The organism is Jejuia sp. G7-7, assembly GCF_055808955.1.
In genome coordinates this window covers 1,595,264-1,617,238 of sequence record NZ_JBVVSZ010000002.1, presented here as the reverse complement: position 1 = coordinate 1,617,238, position 21,975 = coordinate 1,595,264, and the positions used below count along the sequence as shown (strand labels likewise).

At 32.0% G+C, this 21,975-nt stretch carries 19 protein-coding genes and 2 pseudogenes; 4 read left to right on the top strand and 17 right to left on the bottom strand.

The window, feature by feature from the left end:
- Positions 1 to 99 precede the first annotated feature (99 nt).
- The 3 genes from AC0L5U_RS17695 to AC0L5U_RS17685 all read right to left on the bottom strand — a co-directional run bounded on the left by AC0L5U_RS17695 (position 100) and on the right by AC0L5U_RS17685 (position 3,192).
- On the bottom strand, positions 100 to 282 hold the full coding sequence (locus AC0L5U_RS17695; protein WP_473417763.1) for a CPXCG motif-containing cysteine-rich protein: 183 nt from the start codon (positions 280 to 282) through the stop codon (positions 100 to 102).
- Positions 283 to 358: 76 nt separating this feature from the next.
- Entirely contained in the window at positions 359 to 1,183 is an 825-nt protein-coding gene (locus AC0L5U_RS17690) for a Two component regulator three Y domain protein (protein ID WP_473417762.1), read from the bottom strand.
- Positions 1,184 to 1,281: 98 nt separating this feature from the next.
- On the bottom strand, positions 1,282 to 3,192 hold the full coding sequence (locus tag AC0L5U_RS17685; protein WP_473417761.1) for an ABC-F family ATP-binding cassette domain-containing protein: 1,911 nt from the start codon (positions 3,190 to 3,192) through the stop codon (positions 1,282 to 1,284).
- Positions 3,193 to 3,279: 87 nt separating this feature from the next.
- Here AC0L5U_RS17685 and AC0L5U_RS17680 point away from each other — a divergent pair, with 87 nt between their 5' ends.
- Complete coding sequence (locus tag AC0L5U_RS17680; RefSeq protein ID WP_473417760.1) at positions 3,280 to 3,663, top strand: DUF983 domain-containing protein; 384 nt, start codon at positions 3,280 to 3,282, stop codon at positions 3,661 to 3,663.
- Here AC0L5U_RS17680 and AC0L5U_RS17675 read toward each other — a convergent pair.
- The 14 genes and pseudogenes from AC0L5U_RS17675 to AC0L5U_RS17610 all read right to left on the bottom strand — a co-directional run bounded on the left by AC0L5U_RS17675 (position 3,653) and on the right by AC0L5U_RS17610 (position 18,663).
- Complete coding sequence (locus AC0L5U_RS17675) at positions 3,653 to 4,702, bottom strand: NAD(P)/FAD-dependent oxidoreductase (protein WP_473417759.1); 1,050 nt, start codon at positions 4,700 to 4,702, stop codon at positions 3,653 to 3,655. The two genes, AC0L5U_RS17680 and AC0L5U_RS17675, sit on opposite strands and share 11 nt — an antisense overlap.
- Positions 4,703 to 4,770: 68 nt before the next feature.
- A complete protein-coding gene (gene porN, locus AC0L5U_RS17670) occupies positions 4,771 to 5,661 on the bottom strand; it encodes a type IX secretion system ring subunit PorN/GldN (RefSeq protein WP_473417758.1) in 891 nt (296 codons plus the stop codon).
- Positions 5,662 to 5,721: 60 nt separating this feature from the next.
- On the bottom strand, positions 5,722 to 7,284 hold the full coding sequence (porM, locus tag AC0L5U_RS17665; RefSeq protein ID WP_473417757.1) for a type IX secretion system motor protein PorM/GldM: 1,563 nt from the start codon (positions 7,282 to 7,284) through the stop codon (positions 5,722 to 5,724).
- 43 nt (positions 7,285 to 7,327) lie between these two features.
- On the bottom strand, positions 7,328 to 7,963 hold the full coding sequence (porL, locus tag AC0L5U_RS17660) for a type IX secretion system motor protein PorL/GldL (protein WP_473417756.1): 636 nt from the start codon (positions 7,961 to 7,963) through the stop codon (positions 7,328 to 7,330).
- Between the two features lie 77 nt (positions 7,964 to 8,040).
- The gene (gene porK / locus AC0L5U_RS17655) at positions 8,041 to 9,372 is read right to left on the bottom strand and encodes a T9SS ring complex lipoprotein PorK/GldK (protein ID WP_473417755.1); all 1,332 of its coding nucleotides are present in this window, start codon (positions 9,370 to 9,372) and stop codon (positions 8,041 to 8,043) included.
- 193 nt (positions 9,373 to 9,565) lie between these two features.
- Positions 9,566 to 10,732 carry a formimidoylglutamase gene (locus AC0L5U_RS17650; protein ID WP_473417754.1) on the bottom strand — a complete coding sequence of 389 codons (1,167 nt, stop codon included), beginning with the start codon at positions 10,730 to 10,732 and terminating at the stop codon, positions 9,566 to 9,568.
- Between the two features lie 15 nt (positions 10,733 to 10,747).
- Positions 10,748 to 13,249, bottom strand: a complete 2,502-nt coding sequence (gene topA / locus AC0L5U_RS17645; RefSeq protein WP_473417753.1) for a type I DNA topoisomerase — start codon at positions 13,247 to 13,249, stop codon at positions 10,748 to 10,750.
- A gap of 108 nt (positions 13,250 to 13,357) precedes the next feature.
- Positions 13,358 to 13,990, bottom strand: a pseudogene (locus AC0L5U_RS17640) (lipid A-modifier LpxR family protein); the annotation flags it as partial.
- A 115-nt stretch (positions 13,991 to 14,105) separates the two neighbouring features.
- Positions 14,106 to 14,297: a lipid A-modifier LpxR family protein gene (locus AC0L5U_RS17635; protein WP_473417752.1), complete on the bottom strand. Its 192-nt coding sequence runs from the start codon at positions 14,295 to 14,297 to the stop codon at positions 14,106 to 14,108.
- Positions 14,298 to 14,458: 161 nt separating this feature from the next.
- Complete coding sequence (locus AC0L5U_RS17630; protein WP_473417751.1) at positions 14,459 to 15,220, bottom strand: hypothetical protein; 762 nt, start codon at positions 15,218 to 15,220, stop codon at positions 14,459 to 14,461.
- A 76-nt stretch (positions 15,221 to 15,296) separates the two neighbouring features.
- Positions 15,297 to 16,106, bottom strand: coding sequence for a hypothetical protein (locus tag AC0L5U_RS17625; protein WP_473417750.1), 810 nt, complete (start codon positions 16,104 to 16,106; stop codon positions 15,297 to 15,299).
- A gap of 225 nt (positions 16,107 to 16,331) precedes the next feature.
- Entirely contained in the window at positions 16,332 to 17,474 is a 1,143-nt protein-coding gene (locus tag AC0L5U_RS17620) for an LVIVD repeat-containing protein (protein ID WP_473417749.1), read from the bottom strand.
- Between the two features lie 28 nt (positions 17,475 to 17,502).
- Positions 17,503 to 17,952, bottom strand: coding sequence for a hypothetical protein (locus AC0L5U_RS17615; protein WP_473417748.1), 450 nt, complete (start codon positions 17,950 to 17,952; stop codon positions 17,503 to 17,505).
- A gap of 3 nt (positions 17,953 to 17,955) precedes the next feature.
- Complete coding sequence (locus AC0L5U_RS17610; protein WP_473417747.1) at positions 17,956 to 18,663, bottom strand: hypothetical protein; 708 nt, start codon at positions 18,661 to 18,663, stop codon at positions 17,956 to 17,958.
- Positions 18,664 to 18,868: 205 nt separating this feature from the next.
- Here AC0L5U_RS17610 and miaB point away from each other — a divergent pair, with 205 nt between their 5' ends.
- The 3 genes and pseudogenes from miaB to AC0L5U_RS17595 all read left to right on the top strand — a co-directional run bounded on the left by miaB (position 18,869) and on the right by AC0L5U_RS17595 (position 21,937).
- On the top strand, positions 18,869 to 20,317 hold the full coding sequence (miaB, locus tag AC0L5U_RS17605) for a tRNA (N6-isopentenyl adenosine(37)-C2)-methylthiotransferase MiaB (protein ID WP_473417746.1): 1,449 nt from the start codon (positions 18,869 to 18,871) through the stop codon (positions 20,315 to 20,317).
- A gap of 8 nt (positions 20,318 to 20,325) precedes the next feature.
- Entirely contained in the window at positions 20,326 to 20,667 is a 342-nt protein-coding gene (locus tag AC0L5U_RS17600; RefSeq protein ID WP_473417745.1) for an avidin-fold protein, read from the top strand.
- A pseudogene (locus tag AC0L5U_RS17595) lies at positions 20,668 to 21,937 on the top strand (sigma 54-interacting transcriptional regulator).
- The last annotated feature ends 38 nt before the right edge of the window (positions 21,938 to 21,975 follow it).

Here is a 21,975-nt window from a genome sequence, read left to right as displayed (position 1 = left end):
ACTTAGCTTTTAACTTTCGGTTCATAATGCCGACCAAATCATTTCGGATTGCAAATATACAATCCTTTTTAATTTCTGCAATAATAAAATTAGAAAATATTACTGCTCGATGCTAGTAGCTTGAAATTCTGATAATTCTGAATTTGAAAATTTCGCTGTTACCTGAATAGGATTACAGCATACCTCACAATCCTCAATATAAACTTGACTTAATACAGAATTATCAAGTAACATAGAAATAGATTCCCAGCAATAAGGACATGTAAAAAAATGTTCATTCATAAATAAATATAAAAAAATAGGCACACTTTTGTGTACCTATTTTACCATTAACTATTTTTTAAATATATTTCTATAATTATTCTTTTTCAATATCTACTGTTGCTGTTGCACTTTGAGTTTCTAAACGCATTAAAGTTGGTGGATTTTTTCCTGATACACTAATGTACTCTTGGTTTAAATTGTTATCACTTACCATAATGGTATTAAGCTTTGTTAAGTTAATAAACTCCATTGGTAATTCTCCAGTAAATTGATTACTTGAAAGCAATAATTCTTCCAAATTTGTTAATTGTGCAATTTCAACAGGAATTTCTCCATCCATTTTATTATCCATTACGCTAAACTTTTTAAGCTTAGATAAAGCATAAATTTCATTTGGTATGTTACCAGTTAAATAGTTGCTCCCAAGTAACAATTCTTCTAAATTTGTTAATCCCATTAATGAAGATGGAATATTACCAGATAGTTTGTTACTATATAATTTTAATGACTTTAAGTTTTTAAGACTTGCTAATGAAGTTGGAATCTCTCCTTCTAACTTATTCATGAATAATTCAAGAGATTCTAATTTAGCTAGATTGCTAAAGGCTGTTGGAATTTCTCCAGTTAAACCATTAAAACCAAGGTTTAATTTTTTTAGGTTTAACAAATTACCTATTTGAGCAGGTAATTCTCCACTTAAGTTATTAAAAGGTAAATTAATCTCGGTAACTTGTCCGTTTTCGATTTTAACGCCGTTCCATGTATCAATTGAAGCTGTAGTATCCCAAGTGGTATTCCATTGAGCACCATTTGTGCTATTATATAAGGCTATTAAGGCTTCTTTTTCACTATTAGAAACATTAGCAAATGCCGATAGTGACAGTAAAATACTAAGTATTGTAAGTTTAAAAGTTTTCATCTTTAGGTTGATTTTAGGACTAATTTCTTAACGAAAGTAGCAATGAAACAGACTAAAACCTATTTTTATCGATGAAATACACTAAATTTTAACATTTTTTAATCGACAAACTGCTCAATTTCTAGCTGAATGTCCTCCCATTTTTGCATAAATTCTTGCAAATCAAATTTCATTTTTTGATAATTTTCAAAAAAATCAGGCTTTGCTGTTACCTCTTGGTAATTAATTTCAAGTTCTAAATCTATTACTTTTATATCCTTTTCTAACTGGTTTATCTTAGATTCAACATTACTCAACTTATTATTTAAAGATTTAAGCTTCTTCTGGTCTTGATATGAATGTTGCTTTTTTTCTTTTGGAGTTGCTTTAATAACTGTACGCCTCTCTACTTCTCTTAAGTTTTCTACTTGACGTTGTTCTAAATAATAATCAATATCGCCTAAATACTCTTTTAATTTATGGTCTTTAAACTCATATACCATATTGGTTAAACCTTGAAGGAAATCACGATCGTGAGATACTAATATTAAGGTGCCTTCAAATCGTTTTAAAGCTTCTTTAAGCACATTTTTAGATTTTATATCTAAGTGATTAGTTGGCTCATCCATGATAAGCACATTAAAGGGCTGCAACATTAATTTTGCTAATGCTAAGCGGTTTCGTTCTCCTCCAGATAATACTTTAACGTATTTTTCTACCTCATCGCCTCTAAATAAAAACGAGCCTAAAATATCTCTTACCTTACTTCTATTAGTTTCATTGGCAGCATCAATCATGGTATCTAAAACAGTTTTATTACCATCTAAATACTCAGCTTGATTTTGCGCGAAATAACCAATTTGTACATTATGACCTAGTTTTAAGTGTCCATCGTATTTTATATCTCCAACAATAATTTTAGCTAATGTGGATTTTCCTTGTCCGTTTTGCCCAACAAAAGCTGTTTTACTATCACGTTCAATTAACAAGTCAATAGCTTTTAAAACTTGATTATCCCCGTAATTTTTGGACACATCTTCAGCCTCAACAACCACTTTACCTGGGGTTATGGAGATTGGAAAATTTAATGTCATCACGCTATTATCATCTTCATCTACTTCAATCCTATCAATCTTATCCAACTTTTTAATAAGTGATTGTGCCATCGTAGCCTTTGATGCCTTGGCTCTAAACTTTTCAATTAGTTTTTCTGTTTGCTCTATCTGCTTTTGTTGATTTTTTTGAGATGCTAGTTGTTGTTCTTTTAATTCATTCCGTAGCACCAAATATTTAGTATAGGGCTTTGGATAATCATAAATACGTCCTAAAGAGATTTCAATAGTTCTGTTGGTCACATTATCTAAAAACATTTTATCGTGAGATACAATAGCAACAGCTCCTGAGTAACTTTTTAGAAAATTTTCTAACCAAATGATAGATTCTATATCCAAGTGATTGGTAGGCTCATCTAAAAGTAAAATGTCGTTATCTTGAAGTAATAGTTTCGCCAATTCAATTCGCATACGCCAACCTCCAGAAAATGTATCGGTAAGATTATTAAAATCTTCACGTTTAAATCCTAGGCCTTGTAAAATCTTTTCGGTATTCCCTTGATAGTTATAGCCTCCAACAATTTCATATTGATGTTGTAAATCGTTGATATCAATCATTAATTGGTTGTAACCTTCACTTTCATAATCCGTACGTTCAGCTAATTGGGTGTTTATTTCCTCCATTTTAGCTTCTAGATCTTTTATTTCTGTAAAAGCTTCATAGGCTTCTTCTAAAACTGTTCTTCCTAAAACAAAATCTATGTCCTGTTTTAAAAATCCAATTTTCAATGCTTTATCTCCAGCAATTTGTCCAGAATCTGGCTCTAATTCTTTAGATAAAATTTTAAGCATGGTAGATTTACCTGCTCCGTTTTTCCCAATTAATCCAACACGGTCGCCATTTCCAAGCTTAAATGTAATGTCTTCAAAAAGGTATTCTCCTTGAAATGAAATTGATAAATTATGAATATTAAGCATAGAAATGTGACTTATGTTACAGGCGATTCAAATTAATACAGCTATTTTTGTATAGCTTTTTACGCGTGCAAAAATACATTAAAATATATGTTTAAAAAAGGAACAAAACTATATAGTATCATTACAGGAAGTTGCCCTAAATGCCATCAAGAATCAATGTACACCACAAAAAATTCTTATGTGCTACCAGATACTTTGAAAATAAATGAACATTGCTCGCATTGTGAAACTAAATATCGTATAGAACCTTCGTTTTTTTATGGTGCTATGTATGTAAGTTATGCTGTTGGTATCGCTTTTGCTGTTGCTGCTTATGTAATTAGTAATTTGATATTGGGTGCAAATTTAAAAATCACTTTTATTGCTATTGTTGGAACACTTGTGGCTTTTATGCCCATTATTATGCGACTTTCTAGAAATATCTGGATAAATATGTTTATGAGTTATGACGAAACGTTAACTAAGAAATAAAACGCTTTATACTTATTTCATTATCTAAAAGTTTTCCCTCTTCTATAAGTTCATAAAGTTGTTTTGCAACATAAGGTCCAATCATTACTCCTCTTGTCCCTAAACCATTTAATACATACATATTCTCATAATGCTCATGTTGGCCTACTAAAGGTCTTCTATCTTTTACTGTTGGCCTTATGCCTGCAACTTGTTTAATGACTTCGAAATCACAGGAAATTAGTGTTTCTAGCTTTTCTATAAGCCCTATTTTGGCTTTATCTGTGGTATTATGAGTTAAATCTTTCCATTCGTAAGTTGCACCTACTAAATATAAATTGTTTTCTATTGGGATTAAAAACACAGGGCCTTTTAGCACATAATCTATTTTTAAATCTGGTGCATAAATAGTTAAAAGCTCACCTTTTGTAGGCACTAAAGGCAAATTTTTGAAAAATGGATTTTTAGTAATACCAAATCCTTCGGAAAATACAATATGTTTTGCTTTAATGTTTTTATATTTAATACCGCTATATTCAGTATTTAAAACGTCGTAGTTAAACGATTCTTCAAAAAGAGAGTCATTATAGTCTAAATAAGTTTTATACGATTTAATAAGTTTATTTACATCAATTCTTCCCGTATGCAATACTTCTCCAAAGCCATAACTTGCTTTTACTGCAGCATTTTTATTCGAAACAATTTTATCTGAAAGGTATTTATTTAGTGATGGCTTATCTGAAGCTGTAAACCAATCGTTTTGTTCTTCAACAGAAGCAAATTTTCTATATACTGGAATTTTATAATCTAACGTTACTTTAAGAAGCTGCTCTAATTCGTGATACATTTTTAATGCTAAATTGAGTTGTTCTTCACTTTTCCAAACAGAAGTAAAACGTTTTAAAACTACAGGGTTGTATAAACCTCCAGCTACAGTAGATGATTTTTGAGAGCTATCGTCAAAAACTACAAAGGTTTTATTGTTTGCTCTTAACTGTTCGCAGAAACTTATTCCAGCTAAACCTAAACCTACAATAATATAATCGTATTCTAAATCCATATTTAGCGAATATAAAAAAACGCCCACTTTACAAGCGGGCGTTTTAATAATATTATTACAAGTTTAAATTAGTATGTCCACATATCTAATTCAAAATCTCTAATTTTTGTTTTAATACGTTCAGATTCTAAAAGTTGCATTAAAGAATTTTCAGAAATATATTCATTGATTTTACGATCACCTTGAACATTTTCTTCTTTATAAATATAACCTTGAAAACGCCTTGCGTTTAGAATATGATCAAAAGAATGTGGGATAGCACTATTAGCATTATTAAACGCTTTTGCTTCGTGCAATACCTCTCTTGCATCTGGGAAAAACACCCAGAACAATTCCACTAAATCAGGCTGATCATCATTTAAAAAGTTAACATCTGGAGCTACAGGAGCAATTCCTAGTAGTCTAAATTTCATTTCAGAATGACGTTTGTCAAAATACCATAATCCTTTGATATGATATTCTTCAATTTCAGCAGCAGTAATATCTCTTCTATCAATGAATTCATCCGATAGTTCTTCACCTGCATTTAATTGTTCGATACCATATTCTGTAGTATCAATTTTAGACAACGCTCCTTCTATATCTTTCAACGTACGCTTTGTTGTAAAGTAAGAATCATCATAAATGTTTTTAATTTTTCCATTTTTGATGTTTTTCATCAAAACATCATATAATGATCGTCTATTACTACCAATGTTATTTGTATCTATTGGGTAATATAATGGAAAATTAGCACGCTCATCAAGCACTACTTTTTCCCAAACCATTTTTGAAAACAAAATATCTCTATCATCAACATACCCATATTCTAGAGGCTTATCGTTGTCAATCTCCTTTTGTTCTGCTGTTCTCACTCCAATTTCATCAGGACTTTTAGCATTAAGAATATTTGCTTGAGCAAATGCACTCGATACTGCAACAACAGTTGTAATGGTTAATAAAACATTCTTTAAATTCATCTTTTTTACTTTTTTTGTAAATATTAAGTATTAGGCTAACGCTTAAATTAGCCTAATATTTTAATTTGTAAGCTCAATAAATACAGGTGATACTTTTTTAATGATCACACTAACACCACTAGCTTTTGCTTCTATATCAAATACTTGAACACCAGAACCACGTTTAGCTTTACGTAAAGCACTTTTCGCTCTACTATCTAATTTATTTCCTTTTACATTTATTGTAGGTTGTCCTGGTACTTTAAATTTAAATCCTGAAACTCTTAAAGGTAACTCAAAATCAAAATCATCAAACTTAGCTCCAATAGTAGATTTTTCTAAAGCTTGACGTTGCATTTTAATTGCACCATCTTCTTTTCTAACCGTTCCTGTTGGTTTTGGTAAATCTTTAATTCTAAATGTTGCTTTATCTCCTACAGGTTTGCCGTCAGGTAATTTTCCAGTAACATTAATGGTAACTTCTCTACCTTTAATTCTAGTAGCATCCATAATATATTTACTACCGCCAGCTCTAGTTAAACCTTGAGCACTAGCACTAACTTTATTATCCGGAATACCAGCAAATGAAATTGTCATTGGGTTTTTAACACCTCTATAAACTACATTCATTTTATCGGCAGAGATTGTTGCTGAGTTTGGTTTAGATACTGTAGCAAACGATGAATTTACAGGAACTTCAATTTCTTCTCCACCTTCACCAAAGATAAGTTTCCCTTCAATTTTGTGCTCACCAACTCCACCTGTTCCAATTTTCAACTTCACTTTACCGTCTTCAATTGAATATTGATTTTCAGAAAGTTTTCTACCATCTAAAGTTAATTCTACTCTTTTTGGTTTTGTAGAAGAATCTTTACGACCTAGAACAATTTGTCCATCAAACTGCTCACCATTAAAGTAAGCTGATTTTGATGTCTCCATCAAGGTTGTATAGTTTGTCATGGATACTTGACTAGATAACTCACCTTCTAACATCTTCGATAAAATCTCAGATTCTGTAGTTTTAATATCTGCCTGCATCTGAGTCATCTTTGTTAAAGAAGCCACTAAAGGAAATCCTTTGTAGTGGTAATCTAACCAATCTACTTTAATACCGTCTCTGTTAACTTCTTGCTCAGTATTAAATTTATCTTCAACTTCTTTTATTATAGATTTCATGCTATCATCTCCTGATAAAACTTGAATAACTCCATCTCTAAAACCATTTATTTGGTTTAAAAATTCTTGACCATCTTCTTTTAATTTGTCCCCCTTGAAGAAATTTTGGTCAAGGTAATCCCCTTTGTCCATAATTTCATAATCTGTAGGATCATCAAGTTTAGTTGTCATTTTACCTTTCAAATCAGCTAAATAAGCATCAAATTTGTGCGCTAAGGCATCTATTTGGTCTGCCTTAGCCTTTAAAGGCTTATACTTTTCTGGTTGATCTGAAGCTTTTTGTTCTAAACTTGCAACAAAACTTGCATTTCTAGCTTCTGTTGCTTCGTTAGATTCTGTAAGCTTCTCATTCATTAATCCGAATGCTGATAATACTTCTTTTGACATATTTAAAGCTAGCATTGCTATAAATATTAAATACATCAAGTTTATCATTTTCTGTCGTGGTGATAAATTTCCTCCTGCCATGTTTAATTAGGTTTTTGGTTATTAAAATTTGGGTAACCCCTAATTATTTATTCATTGCAGATAACATTCCACCATACACACCGTTAAGTGATGATAAGTTAGACGCTAAAGATTGCATTTGCTCTTTTAATTTAGCAGCATTTTCTACAGATTCTTCATTAATTGAAGTTTGTTTGTTTACACTTTCTAATTGTACTTTATATAAGCTATTTAATGATTCCATTTGTGCAGCTGCCAATGATAATTCTTCACCATATTTTTGAGTTGCTTGAATAGAATCTACAGTAGGTGAAATACCTTTTGCAGCGCCTTCAAAGTTCTTGATGCTTTCTCCTAAACTTGCCATTAATTCGCCATCAATTTTAGCTTCTTTTAATAGTTCGTCCAATTTTTGAGATAAAACACCTTTAGGATTTTGTTGTGCTTCTTTAGCAGCAGCTTGTCCACCAGCTAACTCAGGATATACTAAAGACCAATCTAAATCTTCATCTACTGGTTCAAATGCTGATAATGCGAAAATAATCGCTTCTGTTACTAGACCAATAGTTAACATTACATTACCTGTTAATGGTCCTATTTCAAAATGAATAATCTTAAATAGAGCTCCAACAATTACAATTGCTGCTCCTAACCCGTAGGCCATATTCATAAATTTTTTACTTGCTTTTGACTTTGCCATAATTTTTGGTTTTAATTCTAAGTATTCAATTACTTAGGTAGGTTAAATTAATAGTTATTAAAAATGATTTGAAATTATTATTTCTTAGTGTTCGTTACGTTTGTCCCCATGTAATCTTGAACTGTTCTAAAACCTATATAACTTCTTGCAGAATCTGCATATTCATAATCTCTTGAACTCACTTGTAAAAAGTAAGCTACATCTTTCCAAGAACCACCACGTAAAACTTTACGTTTGTTATCCGCATCGTTAACGCTTGGGTTAATGGTTGATGAATATTCGTATGATGCTGGATCATAGGATGCATTTACCCATTCTGAAACGTTACCAGCCATGTTATACAAATTATAATCGTTTGGCTCGTAAGACTTCGCTTCTACTGTGTAAAGCGCTTGATCTGCAGCGTAATCGCCACGAACTGGTTTAAAGTTTGCCATAAAGCAACCTCTATCACTTTTTGTGTAAGGTCCACCCCAAGGATACGTTGCTGCTTGCAAACCACCTCTTGCGGCATATTCCCACTCTGCTTCTGATGGTAATCTAAATGTGTTTACCATTGCAGCACCTTTTCTTGATTTTTGATACGAATTTTTATTAATCGTTCTCCATTCACAAAATGCCTTAGCTTGTTTCCAAGTAACACCTACAACTGGATAATCTCCATAAGCTTCATGCCAGAAATAATCGTTATGCATTGGTTCATTATAAGAATACTGGAAATCTCTAATCCAAACTGTGGTATCAGGATATATCTCTAATTCTTCTTTTTTAATTACTTTGCTGCGCTCTACTCCTCTATTACGTGCAGCTTCTTGAATATCCATGTAGCTATACTGGAATTTAAATTTCTTTACATCCCAAGTGCGTTGTCCATTGTAAGATGCTTCAAGAGGCAAATACATAGTATCCATAACCTCAGCGTAAAATTCATCAGGATACTCTGAAGTATCTAATACTAAATCTACATCTTTATTTATTTTTCGTCCTTCGTAACCTGTTGGTCCTAAACCTGTATAGTTTTCAAACATGTATTTCTCATAAACAGACATATTAGCTGTATCTGCATCTTTAAATGCAAATTCCCCAATACCTCCATCTTCAGGTGTTTTTCCAACTTCATCAGCAAGAACTGCTAATTTCATTCTTAATATAGAATCTCTAACCCAATGTACAAATTGGCGATATTCGCTATTTGTAATTTCGGTAGCATCCATGTAGAAAGCTCTTACTGTAACAGTTTTACCTGGAGCATCTTTTACACCAGCTAAATCATCATCTGCTTTACCCATTATAAATGCACCACCAGGAACTAGCTCCATACCATATGGTTTTTCAGGATGCCATTTTTTTCCTTGAACTCCTACTAGCTCTCCTCTATCTTTAGAGCCACAACTAGCTAGTAAAGTCAATACTGCGGTTAATAAAAAAACTTCTTCATATACATAGAAAACTCGAGGTTAATTATTTTAAGCTTCAATTTTGAGAGCGTAAACATATTTATATATTTTTTAATAAGCAACTATTTGTCTAAAAAAATAACATTTCATCGTAAAAAGAACGCATTTCAACGATGAAATTGACCTTTTGACCATACTTTGTCTATTACACGGAATTCTTTTGGAACGCCTTATACCAACGGTCTGGTATAATATCATTGCAAGCATCCAAGTAATCTTGGTGCGTGCAAGGTAATAACGTATGTCTTTTTAATTTATTATTCACTTCATCTAAAAAAGGAATCTCAACCCACCAACGTCCTGTTTTATTACTTTTATAGAACACTAGTTCGTGAGACTCTACTAAAGTAAAAAACTTTTGATAATTTTTTTCATCTGTAAAATCATCGTCCTTTACTCTACAATTTACACCTTCTATAAAATACCAGATAATTTGCGAAATTAACATTGAGGTTATTTCATCATCCTTTGAAGGTTTATATTCATAGATTCCAAATGAACTTACTTTATTACTGATACCTGCATATCTAGAAATGGCACAAATTTCTTTCCCATCTAACCCATTTGGCGAATATTTTTGCTTTAAACTTACCTCGGCACCTTTAAGCGCCCTTAAATCTAAACTTACAATATTTGCATCTCGTAATACAGGTTCTACAATAGTAATATCTTTATTTAACTGTCCTAATCTATAGGATTCAAAATATAAACGCTCCATTAAATCTATTTCTTCTTGCGAATTAAAATAGGTTTGATACCCAATATTTGAATAATTGAATAAATTATAAGGTTCGTCTAAAATAACTTTACCAACAAAACTATTATTTTTTATTGGTTTTGCAGAATCTCCTAAATCGAACTTACAATCTACATTTACCATATTAACCATAGGCATAATGGCATCGTAAGCGCGATAATTGGCATAGGTCAAATCTTGACTTCCTCCTAGGAGTACAGGAATAATACCTTTTTTAATAAGAATCTCAATGGTTTCTTTTAATGCGAAATAAGTGTCTTCAACACTTTCGCCAGCATTGATATCTCCTAAATCTGCAATTGTGGTATTCCAACTTCCAGGAAATAAAGCATAAAGCGATTTTCTGATATCATTTAATTGAAATGTTTCTCCAATATAATCTACATCATTTCTATTTTCGATAATTCCAAGAACTGCAATATTTACGCCTTCTAAATCTGGAATACCGTGTTGATTAGAATGTATACGCAGTCTTCTTCCCAGGGCTTGCATAGACAATAGTTCATTGTGAGCAAGAACTTTGTCTGATACAGGAGAAAGAAAATTAAAATTCATTTTAACTTGAGGGATTTATTTTTTTGTAGTTGCTTTCTTTTTTGTGGTACGCTTTTTTGTCGCTCTTTTCTTTGGTGCTTTAGTGGCGATGTGTTTTTTCGCTTCATCTAAAGTCATATCTGTAACATCAACGGTTTTAGGCAATTCTACTTTAATTTTACCTTTTATCACATTGTGTCTTCCCCAACGTGCTTTCTCTACACGAATGCCTTCATCTTCCCAATTATGGATAACTTTATCTATTTCCTTTTGAATTTTAACTTCAATCAATTCAACAATATCTTCATCAGACAAATTATCCCAATCGTACTTTTTATTCACGTTAATAAACATATTGTTCCATTTAATGAATGGTCCAAAACGTCCTTTACCTTTTTGTACAGGTAAATCTTTGTACATATATATTGGTGCATCTGCTTTTTGTTTTTCTTTAATTAAAACAATAGCATCATCCAATTCTACACTCAACGGATCTGTACCTCTTGGCAATGATACAAACGCATCGCCAAACTTAACATAGGGGCCAAAACGCCCATTATTTACTAAAATTTCTTCGCCTTCATAATTACCTAGATTTTTTGGAAGCTGAAATAAATCCATAGCTTCCTCATAAGTAATTGTATTTAATTGTTGGTCTGGACTTAAACTCGCAAATTGTGGTTTTTCTTCATCATCAACAGTACCTATTTGCACCATTGGCCCAAATTTACCCAAACGCACACTAACACGTCTTCCTGTTTTTGGATCTTCTCCTAAAATACGCTCTCCAGATTCTCTATCAGCATTTTCTTTGACATCTTCTACAACAGGGTGGAATTTTTTATAAAAGGACTGCATCATTTCTTTCCAATCCTCTTTTCCTTCTGCTATATCATCAAAATCTTCTTCAACTTTTGCTGTAAAATTATAATCTAAAATAGCTTCGAAGTGATTTACTAAAAAATCAGTAACTATCATCCCAATATCTGTTGGGACTAGTTTTCCTTTATCAGAACCTACTTTTTCAGACAATTTTACATCTGAAACTTTTCCGTTTTGTAATTTTAATTGCGTGTACTCACGTTCTACACCGTCAATAGCACCTTTTTCAACATAATTTCTATTTTGAATAGTTGATATGGTTGGTGCGTAAGTTGACGGACGGCCAATACCTAATTCTTCTAACTTCTTAACTAACGAAGCCTCTGTAAATCTTGCAGGTGGACGTGTATAACGCTCGGTAGCAGAAATAAAACTATTTAAAAGTGTTTCATTAACTTTCATTGCTGGCAACATACCATCTTGTTCTGCATCTTCATCATCTGTTCCTTCTAAATATACTTTTAGAAAACCATCAAACTTGATAACCTCTCCGTTTGCAGTAAAGGTTTCATTATGTGCAGACGCTTCAATTTTAACATTGGTACGCTCCAATTGAGCATCACTCATTTGAGATGCTATGGCACGTTTCCATATTAAATCATACAAACGCGCTTGATCTCTATCTATATTTACGGAATGTGTTGCAAAGTTTGTTGGACGAATAGCCTCATGCGCCTCTTGAGCACCTTTGGCTTTTCCCTTATAATTTCTTGGTTTGCTATATTTTGAACCATAAGCATCATTAATTTCAGCTTCAGCACCTTTTCGAGCTTCATCAGATAAGTTTACACTATCCGTTCTCATGTAAGTAATTAAACCAGCTTCATAAAGGCGTTGTGCCATGGTCATGGTTTTACTAACTGAGAAATATAATTTACGCGATGCTTCTTGTTGTAATGTTGATGTTGTAAATGGTGCTGCAGGCGATTTTTTAGCTGGTTTTTTTGTTAAATCTCCAACTTTAAAACTTGCCGTAGCATTTTGTTCTAAAAATTTTTGAGCTTCTGCTTTCGTTGAAAAGTTCTTTGGGAGTTTTGCTTTAAATGTTTGCCCATCTTCATTTGAAAATTCAGCATCAATCCTGTAAGATGCAACAGGTACAAAGCCTTGAATTTCTCTTTCTTTTTCAACAATTAATCGTACAGAAACCGATTGTACACGACCTGCTGAAAGTCCGCCCTTTACTTTTCTCCAAAGTACTGGCGATAATTCATAACCTACTATTCTATCTAAAACACGACGCGCTTGTTGCGCATCTACCAAATCGTAATCAATACCACGAGGATTTTCAATCGCTTTTTGAATAGCAGATTTTGTGATCTCATGAAAAACAATACGTTTTGTTTTCTCTTTATCTAATTTTAAAGTTTCAGCTAAATGCCAGGCAATAGCTTCTCCCTCTCGATCCTCATCACTTGCCAACCATACCATTTCGGCTTTGCTTGCAAGTGTTTTAAGTTTCTTTACTACATCTTTTTTATCTTTAGAAACCTCGTATTTTGGTTTAAAATCGCCATCAACATCTACCCCCAACTCTTTGGAGGGCAGGTCTGCAATGTGTCCAAAACTAGACTCTACTTTAAAATCTTTTCCTAGAAATTTTTCTATAGTTTTTGCCTTAGCAGGTGACTCAACTATTACTAAATTCTTCGCCATACTTCATTTTTTGTGGCTACAAATGTATATCAAAAAAAGTTTATCTGCCTAATTTGAATGCATTTTAGCAGATTTTATGCTTATTTTATCTGTAAATTTCATTTTAAATTAAAAACTAAAGCCGAAAGTCAAGGCACCATATGTATGTGAACTAGATAATGGAGTCTCCTTTGTATTATAATAAAAGCCTAACTTAATAATATTACGTTTTGTTTTTAAAACAGCCCCAGTACTTAATTTGAAAATATTATTTGTAGCTATTGCCGTAAACGGGTCTTCATCATTAAATGTACTCCCTTGAATTAAAGTATTTAATAACACATATTTATATCCTGCGGAAACAAAACCAAAAAACTCGTTATTTTGATGAGTATCTATAATATTTAACCGTGATGAGTTTTGAAGATTATTAAATTTTCCGAAGAAATAAGAAACATCATTAGATATAAAAGTATCTTTACTACCTATACTAGCATTGATTCTATTTTGGATGCTATTATTTTTATTAATTTGAAAATCATACACTTGAGATACTTTAAAATTAAATAACCATTTATAAGCAATCTCATCTACCCAAGTTGGCCGACTATCTATATTTAAAAACTCATGAATCCATATTTGTAATTTCCCTGCTAAAGATTCCTCTCCTGTAACACCAGATTCTACTGCAATATATAAAGCTGATTTCTCTTTTACTCTAACCAGTTCTAATTTTCCAAAAAGCCATCCAGCATAAGGGCGATCAAAATCTCTAGTGTCAAACGAAGTAAGGTTTTTGGAGTATAGGTCTCATTTGCTATTGTAGCATTTAACTGTAGTTTATTGTTTTCTTTTTTGAAAAACAATAAACTTCGTTTTAGATTTTTCTGTAAGAAAGGTGTAAACCACTAGTATAATAACGATCTTGAAATACAAATTTATCATTACTTATTGTTACATCTAATTGTTGATTTTGAGATATTACTGCATTAGCATACAATAGCAATACAAAGCATATAATACGTTTTACTAACAAATCACTATATAACTTATGTAAGGATATTTGCATAATAATGAAATCTGAATTAAAAAAATAAAATCAGATTGTTTATGTCGTATTAATTTAACACAACTATCTTGTTCATTAAAAAAACAATTAAATATGAAGCTAAAAAAGAAGAGCCACATCTTAATATTAAAATATGGCTCTTTTTTATTAAAAATTAAATCTTATTCTGAAATTGTTCCTATAGTATCTATTTCATTCTTTTCGCTGAAGCCAATAGTATGTTTATAAATAAAATAAACTGGAATATAAGCAAATGCTGAAGTAAACAGGACGCCTATAAAACACATCAACATCCCTACAATAGAAGCTAAAATACCAGCAACAAAGGTTAATCCAAATATAATTAACCACTTTTTGTTACCTAGTTTAAAACCAGCTTTTACAATTTCAGATGCAGATAAATCTGGATTAAATGCATAAATAACGTTAATAACTGTTACAGGCACCATCATATATATAATAGGTAAGAAACATAAAATATATGCTCCAATCATCAAGCCAAAAGAAATTGCGCCTAATTTTATGGTTTTACCTAAATATGGTTTTTTAAAGAAGTAAAAATAATCATCCTTACCAGCTTCGTTTAAATCTTTATACTTACAAATCCTAAAAAAAGCAGCTTTTAATCCAAAACCGACAATCATACCTGCAAAAACCGCAACTAACATTAATGCATAAAACGGCAATAACACCGCCATGTCTGGCTCTGCATTGTATGAGTTAGCATCTAGCATACCAGAGGCAATTAAAGGGGCATACATTAATATGTAAAACGGCAACATTAAAAGCATAGTTAATAACAAAATTATAAATCCTTGTAGCCATACTTTCTTAAACAACTCTATAGATTCGCTAAAAATGGTACCAAAGTCTAAATCTTTAGCGCGTTCTATTATATCTAAAATAGTTTCAATTGTATTCATTTTAATAAAGGTTAGTGTTAATTATTATGGTAAAAGTATTTGAATTTTAGCTGTATTACAAATATGACACATGAAATTACTCTATCCCTATCCTATCAATATCGCTTGTTGTATCAAATCCAAACACATCTTTATATACCAAATATATAGGTAAATAAACTATAGAAACAGTAAACAACACACCAATAAAACAAGCAACCACACCTAGCATTCCAATAATGCCAGTAACCAGCATGAGCCCAAAAATAAGAAACCATTTTTTTGAACCAAATTTGAAACTCAACACGAAGAAATCTGAACTTTCTAAATGTGGATTGAATGCAAAAAACAACACAAATAAAGTACTGTAGACACTAAAAATAATAGAAATACCTGCATTTAATAATGATGCCGATAATTCTGGCAAAAACTTCTCTATGGTGAAATTAACCAGAGCTAGTAGTAAAGCAAATGCAGCAATCGCAAATATTTTTCCTAAATATTTTTGTTTGAAGAAATAGAATAAATCTGAGATACTATGGGTTTCATCATGATCAATCCTCTTTACAATTCTGTAAAAACCAGCAACCAGCCCTGTGCTTAAAAAACTCATTACAAAAGTGAAACCTAATATCATATAGCGAAATGAATCTGTTTGAAATTGCATTAAACCGCTAGCATCATTTGGGTCATAATCTCCAGATTGTGCCTGCTCCATGATTGAATTGAACATTGGCACATATAATGCCACAAAAAAAGGAATGATGATTATCATCATTATAAGAAGTAAAATAAAACCTCTTAACCATGTTTTTTTAAAAAGCTCAATGGTTCTACTAATAATATCTCCAAAATCTAATTGCTTTGCAGTATCAATTTTTTCCAATAAAGTATCCAAGGTATTCATTCTAGTGATAGTTCAACAATTAGAGCAACATCTATAAACTCTCTAATTTTGTTTGTTTTGCTGCAATAATACATAAAAAAATCTGCCCAAAAGCAGATTTTTCCAACAACATTTAGTTTAGTCTAGTTGAGTGAATATGAGCTAATAAGCCCAACGTTGTTTGGTAAATATTTATATTGATACAGCGTATTCCCCCTATCATTATCAAACTATTTTGAAGAGGGATTACATCTGTAGCTTGCACATTTTTAGAGTTTTTAAGAGTGTTAAATCTTCTGAAGTTTTGCGTTCAAATAATTTTAACCCTGCTGTTCCATCACAAACATAAAGCATGTTGCCCTTAATTCCTAATCCATAAGGATTTTCTAAAGTGTAACGTTTTGCTAATGTTGGATTCGTTTTATCTTTGATATCAATAACTTCTAAAACACTTTCTAATTGTCCACAAGCATTACCACCTCGCAATGTTAAATAGGCATAATCACCATCAACAACTACAGGGTCGCAACCTTCCCAATGGGTAAACTCTGATACATATTCAGGAGACGAAGGTGTTTTTAAATTGTAAATATACATACCGTTTGTACTGCCTAAATACAAATAATCATCGGCAGCAAACATGGTTTCTATATTCCATCCTGCATTCATAGTATTAGATAACACAGGAGTTGCTAAATCTTGAATATTAAAAATAGACATACTATAATTACCTACCGTGTATAAAAAATTATTCACGATTTGAAAGCGAGCTAACGAACCTCCTACGCCAACGTTAGATTCTGCCGCTAGAGCAAAAACAGCATCATTTCTAACACCCCAATCTATCAAAATATTTTGGTCAACTTTTTCTCTACGTTCTTGTTTCAAATTCCAACCTACAACAATATCTGTTTCATAGTTATATGAACCCCAATCTGTAGCTTCTGCTTCAATAGGAGTTCTGAAATTATAAACTTCAAAAACATCTTTTAAACGTTCAACAAGGTTAATATTATTAATATCTGAAATATCAAACACCACTAAATCTGTTGCACTATCAGCATATAAAAAATTATTTTTGACTGAAATATCTTCATTACCAGGAATTGCAATATATTTTATAGCTTTTGGCGAATTAGGGTTAGAATTATCAATAACATGAACACCTTTATTGACATCATTTACAAAAATATAATTCCCATACGCATAAATTTTCCCAGCTTGTTTTATGGGTTCTGGCGCATTAATAGCAACTGCTTTTCTAAAATTAGATTTACTCATCAGTTCTGGTGTAGCTACAGTTACAAGGTCAAGGTTTTCATCATCGTTATCACAGGACAACACGACTAAAAACACACAAAGGCTTAAAATAATTGAAGTTGATTTCATGAATGGTAGTTAAAAGTTAATAGCTATTTTAATACGAATATGTTATACTTTGTTCATATCCTTCAATATTGAGAATTATTTTATTACTTCCTTCAATTTGAAGTGGTTTCAAATCAAAAGAAAAGATTCTCTGAAAAACTGCATCACACAACTCTTCATTAATTAATTCAAATTTTAGAAATCGTTGTTCTGGGGATGATTCTGCTACTGCACCAGAATCTACTAAATTAAAACCCCAACTGTTACCATCACATCCTGATGCACTAATTTTTATTGAGATGCAATCATCCACAACATCAATATTTACAAATTGAAAGTTATCAGAAACTAGATCATCGTAAACATTTTGATCTACTATAGTTATCGCATCACAAGTTGTATCAAAATCATCAATTACAACATCATCTTCACATTGTGTATTCATTAAGCAAAGCATTACCGTACTAAAGAATATTATATTTTTAAGTATTGACTTCATAATTTAAAATTTCAAAGTTGGGAATCCGTTTTGACATTCAATTGACTTAGGTGGATTTATAATATCACAAGTAGAAAACACACTCCATTTTACATTATAATCATGCTCTGCTTTGTTATAGGATTCAACTTTTTTCAAAAACGCTACTGTATCTATACTTTTTGGATAGGCTAAAAACCATTGCGGACCTCCACAGGCTTTAGAGCCATAAGGTGTAAATGCCCAATTTTCTGAGTTATCACAGGAAACGCCTGTTGTTAAATCATATATTTCATCAAATAAATCCATTAATTGTCTATGATCTATTTCTCGTTCTGTTAATTCTTTGGTTACCACCAACTCGTTTTTATTAAGCGATAGAATACGCCACGCGTAGTTATTTGGAAAATGATCTTGAGTTATAGAAATCACGGCATCATTATAATTCCATTTTCCATTATAATCAGAAAACACCAATGGTGGCGTTCCACACCAACCTGATGATCGTTCAACAAAATCTCCTTTTTTCAAAAATGAAATCCCGTAATCTTCTTTTGGGAGTTTAATTGCTCTTTTGAAAGTAATATTATTCTCGGTATATTCTGGAGAGACCCAACTCCCTATCAGCAAATTTTCATCATCAACAACTATCTCATCGCTTGGTTCACATTGCATATTTACCATTAATATTAATACCGAAACTGTGAAGAAAACTTTTTGGATTGATTTCATAAATTGAATTTATAATTTAGAACTCGTTTATTTTTAGATGTAATTATACTAAAATGGTTGCGTTAAACTAAATCATTTTTTTGAAAAATTAAATTACCATTGTAGTTTTAAAATTGCAATAAAATATAATCTGCCACTTTGTCATAAAAAACAATTTAATTGTATCTTTGCACACTTATTGACCGTTATTTGGTCTCAGTATACCATGGAAAAGATTATAGACGAAAATAAACAGGGAGAATCTTTAATTCTCGATAATAAAAAAGGTAATACACGCAAACTTTTTATTGAAAGTTATGGTTGCCAGATGAATTTTAGCGATAGCGAAATTGTTGCTTCTATTTTAACAGAGCAAGGTTATAATACCACGCAAAGTTTGGAAGAAGCCGATTTGGTTTTGGTAAACACCTGTTCTATTCGTGATAAAGCAGAACAAACCGTAAGAAAACGTTTAGAAAAGTACAATGCTGTAAAAAAAGAACTAAACCCTAATATGAAAGTTGGCGTTTTAGGCTGTATGGCAGAACGTTTAAAAAGCAAGTTTCTTGAAGAAGAAAAAATTGTAGATTTAGTTGTTGGTCCTGATGCTTATAAGGATTTACCTAACCTTTTAGCTGAAGTTGAAGATGGTAGAGATGCCATTAACGTGATACTTTCCAAAGAAGAAACCTATGGTGATATTTCTCCAGTTAGATTAAACACCAATGGCATTACGGCGTTTGTTTCCATAACCCGTGGTTGTGACAACATGTGTACCTTCTGTGTTGTACCTTTCACTCGCGGACGAGAACGCAGCAGGGATACCCAAAGCATTATTGAAGAAATCAGTGAACTTTGGAATAAAGGTTACAAGGAAGTCACTTTACTTGGTCAAAATGTTGACAGTTATCTTTGGTATGGTGGTGGATTGAAAAAAGACTTCGATAAAGCCAGCGATTTACAAAAAGCTACAGCTGTTAACTTTGCAAAACTTTTGGATTTATGTGCAAATGCACAACCTAAAATGCGTTTCCGTTTTTCAACTTCTAATCCTCAAGATTTAACGTTGGATGTGATAGAAACCATGGCAAAACACAGAAATATTTGTAATTATATTCATTTACCAGTACAAAGCGGCAGTAATCGTATTTTAAAGGCAATGAATCGTTTACATACGCGCGAAGAGTATTTTGAATTGATTGATAATATCAAACGCTTAATTCCATATTGCGCTATTAGTCAAGATATGATTACTGGTTTTCCAACAGAAACTGAAGAAGATCATCAAGATACTTTGAGTTTAATGGAATATGTGAAGTACGATTTTGGGTTTATGTTTGCTTACTCTGAACGTCCAGGCACATTAGCCGAACGTAAAATGGAAGATGATATTCCTGCTGATATTAAAAAACGTCGTCTTAACGAAATTATAGCATTGCAGCAAAAACATAGTTTGCTACGTACACAAGAACATGTTGGCAAAACAGAAGAGGTTTTAATCGAAAAAGCTTCAAAACGTTCTGATGCGCATTGGTCTGGAAGAAACACTCAAAATACAGTTGTTGTTTTTCCAAAAGAAAATTATAAAATTGGAGATTTCGTAAATGTGAATATTACAGATTGTACAAGTGCGACGTTGATTGGTAAAGCTGTTGGTTACTCAGAAAATATTTAAATATTGAAATGACTGTTTTCAACTTTAATAATAAAACATTTTCATTGATTGAAAACTCAGAAAATGGTAAAGTGAATTCTGAAACCTTATTTAAATACCAACAAGAAGACAATTTAATTACAGCTGATTATGAAGGAGGAAATATTAAATATGGTAAAATAATTGGTCAGTTAAAAGGTAACTACATAAACATGATTTACCAATGCCTAACAACTGATAATGAATTAAAAGCTGGTAAAGCTTTAGCAAAAATAAGTACAACAAAAAGCAATAAAATTAAACTGAATTTAGATTGGGAGTGGCTAGATAGCACTAATGAAAAAGGAACCTCAGAATATATAGAACTTTAAATGGAATCAGTACAAGCAATAAAACAACGTTTTGGCATTATTGGTAACACTTTATCACTAAACCGCGCCATAGAAAAAGCGATTCGTGTAGCACCTACCGATATTTCGGTGCTGGTTACTGGCGAAAGTGGTGTTGGTAAAGAGAGTATTCCAAAAATTATCCACCAATTATCTCACAGAAAACACAACAAATACATTGCTGTTAACTGTGGTGCTATTCCAGAAGGTACGATTGATAGTGAATTATTCGGACACGAAAAAGGGGCGTTTACAGGAGCAACTCAAACCCGAAGTGGTTATTTTGAAGTTGCAGATGGTGGTACTATTTTTTTAGATGAAGTTGGAGAATTACCCTTGACAACTCAAGTCCGTTTATTGCGTGTTTTAGAAAACGGAGAGTTTTTAAAAGTTGGCTCCAGTAAAGTTCAAAAAACCAATGTTCGTATTGTTGCTGCTACCAACGTAAATATGTTTGAAGCTATCGAAAAAGAGAAGTTTCGTGAAGATCTATATTATAGATTAAGTACTGTTGATATTAATTTACCGCCACTTCGTGAACGCCAAGAAGATGTTCATTTACTCTTCAGAAAGTTTGCTAGCGACTTTGCATTAAAGTATAAAATGCCAACAGTTAAGCTGACTGATAATGCCATTCAATTACTTATAAAACATAGATGGAGCGGAAATATTAGGCAATTAAGAAATGTTGCTGAACAAATATCTGTTTTGGAGCAAAACCGCACTATTTCAGCCGAAGCCTTAAGAGGTTATTTACCATCATCAGCCTCAACTAATTTACCTGCTGTAATCAAAACTTCTAAAAGCGAAAGTGATTTTAGTAGTGAACGTGAGATTCTTTACAAAGTCCTTTTCGATATGAAAGCAGATTTGAATGATTTAAAAGAAACTTACCATGGAGCTCATGAAGAATGGGAACACAAAAGATGTTGAAAAAAATAATGAGCATCTCATTCAAAAAATTTACGGAGAAAATGAAGATAAAGAGGACGACATTACTTTTGAAGATGAAATTATTGATACTCCCGAAGTACTATCAATTCCAGAACACATAAATGATACAAGTTCTGGAGACAAATATCATTTTGCTGAAGAAATTGAAGAAGAGGAAACACTTTCTCTTCATGATAAAGAATTAGAATTGATAAAAAAATCATTGGAACGCCACAGCGGAAAACGTAAATTAGCTGCCGCCGAATTAGGCATTAGTGAGCGTACGCTTTACAGAAAGATTAAGCAATACGATTTATAATTCAGCAAAAATAGTTCTCAGTTACAGTTTGCAGCTAG

Bases quoted from the DNA above. Each gene is read 5' to 3' on its own strand.
- AC0L5U_RS17630 (WP_473417751.1), bottom strand. From the start codon at position 15,220: ATGAATACAATTGAAACTATTTTAGATATAATAGAACGCGCTAAAGAT.
- porN (WP_473417758.1), bottom strand. From the start codon at position 5,661: ATGAATTTAAAGAATGTTTTATTAACCATTACAACTGTTGTTGCAGTA.
- AC0L5U_RS17635 (WP_473417752.1), bottom strand. From the start codon at position 14,297: ATGCAAATATCCTTACATAAGTTATATAGTGATTTGTTAGTAAAACGT.
- porM (WP_473417757.1), bottom strand. From the start codon at position 7,284: ATGGCAGGAGGAAATTTATCACCACGACAGAAAATGATAAACTTGATG.
- AC0L5U_RS17600 (WP_473417745.1), top strand. From the start codon at position 20,326: ATGACTGTTTTCAACTTTAATAATAAAACATTTTCATTGATTGAAAAC.
- AC0L5U_RS17675 (WP_473417759.1), bottom strand. From the start codon at position 4,702: ATGGATTTAGAATACGATTATATTATTGTAGGTTTAGGTTTAGCTGGA.
- AC0L5U_RS17625 (WP_473417750.1), bottom strand. From the start codon at position 16,106: ATGAATACCTTGGATACTTTATTGGAAAAAATTGATACTGCAAAGCAA.
- AC0L5U_RS17685 (WP_473417761.1), bottom strand. From the start codon at position 3,192: ATGCTTAATATTCATAATTTATCAATTTCATTTCAAGGAGAATACCTT.
- topA (WP_473417753.1), bottom strand. From the start codon at position 13,249: ATGGCGAAGAATTTAGTAATAGTTGAGTCACCTGCTAAGGCAAAAACT.
- AC0L5U_RS17695 (WP_473417763.1), bottom strand. From the start codon at position 282: ATGAATGAACATTTTTTTACATGTCCTTATTGCTGGGAATCTATTTCT.
- AC0L5U_RS17650 (WP_473417754.1), bottom strand. From the start codon at position 10,732: ATGAATTTTAATTTTCTTTCTCCTGTATCAGACAAAGTTCTTGCTCAC.
- AC0L5U_RS17690 (WP_473417762.1), bottom strand. From the start codon at position 1,183: ATGAAAACTTTTAAACTTACAATACTTAGTATTTTACTGTCACTATCG.
- AC0L5U_RS17610 (WP_473417747.1), bottom strand. From the start codon at position 18,663: ATGAAATCAATCCAAAAAGTTTTCTTCACAGTTTCGGTATTAATATTA.
- miaB (WP_473417746.1), top strand. From the start codon at position 18,869: ATGGAAAAGATTATAGACGAAAATAAACAGGGAGAATCTTTAATTCTC.
- AC0L5U_RS17680 (WP_473417760.1), top strand. From the start codon at position 3,280: ATGTTTAAAAAAGGAACAAAACTATATAGTATCATTACAGGAAGTTGC.
- AC0L5U_RS17615 (WP_473417748.1), bottom strand. From the start codon at position 17,952: ATGAAGTCAATACTTAAAAATATAATATTCTTTAGTACGGTAATGCTT.
- porL (WP_473417756.1), bottom strand. From the start codon at position 7,963: ATGGCAAAGTCAAAAGCAAGTAAAAAATTTATGAATATGGCCTACGGG.
- AC0L5U_RS17620 (WP_473417749.1), bottom strand. From the start codon at position 17,474: ATGAAATCAACTTCAATTATTTTAAGCCTTTGTGTGTTTTTAGTCGTG.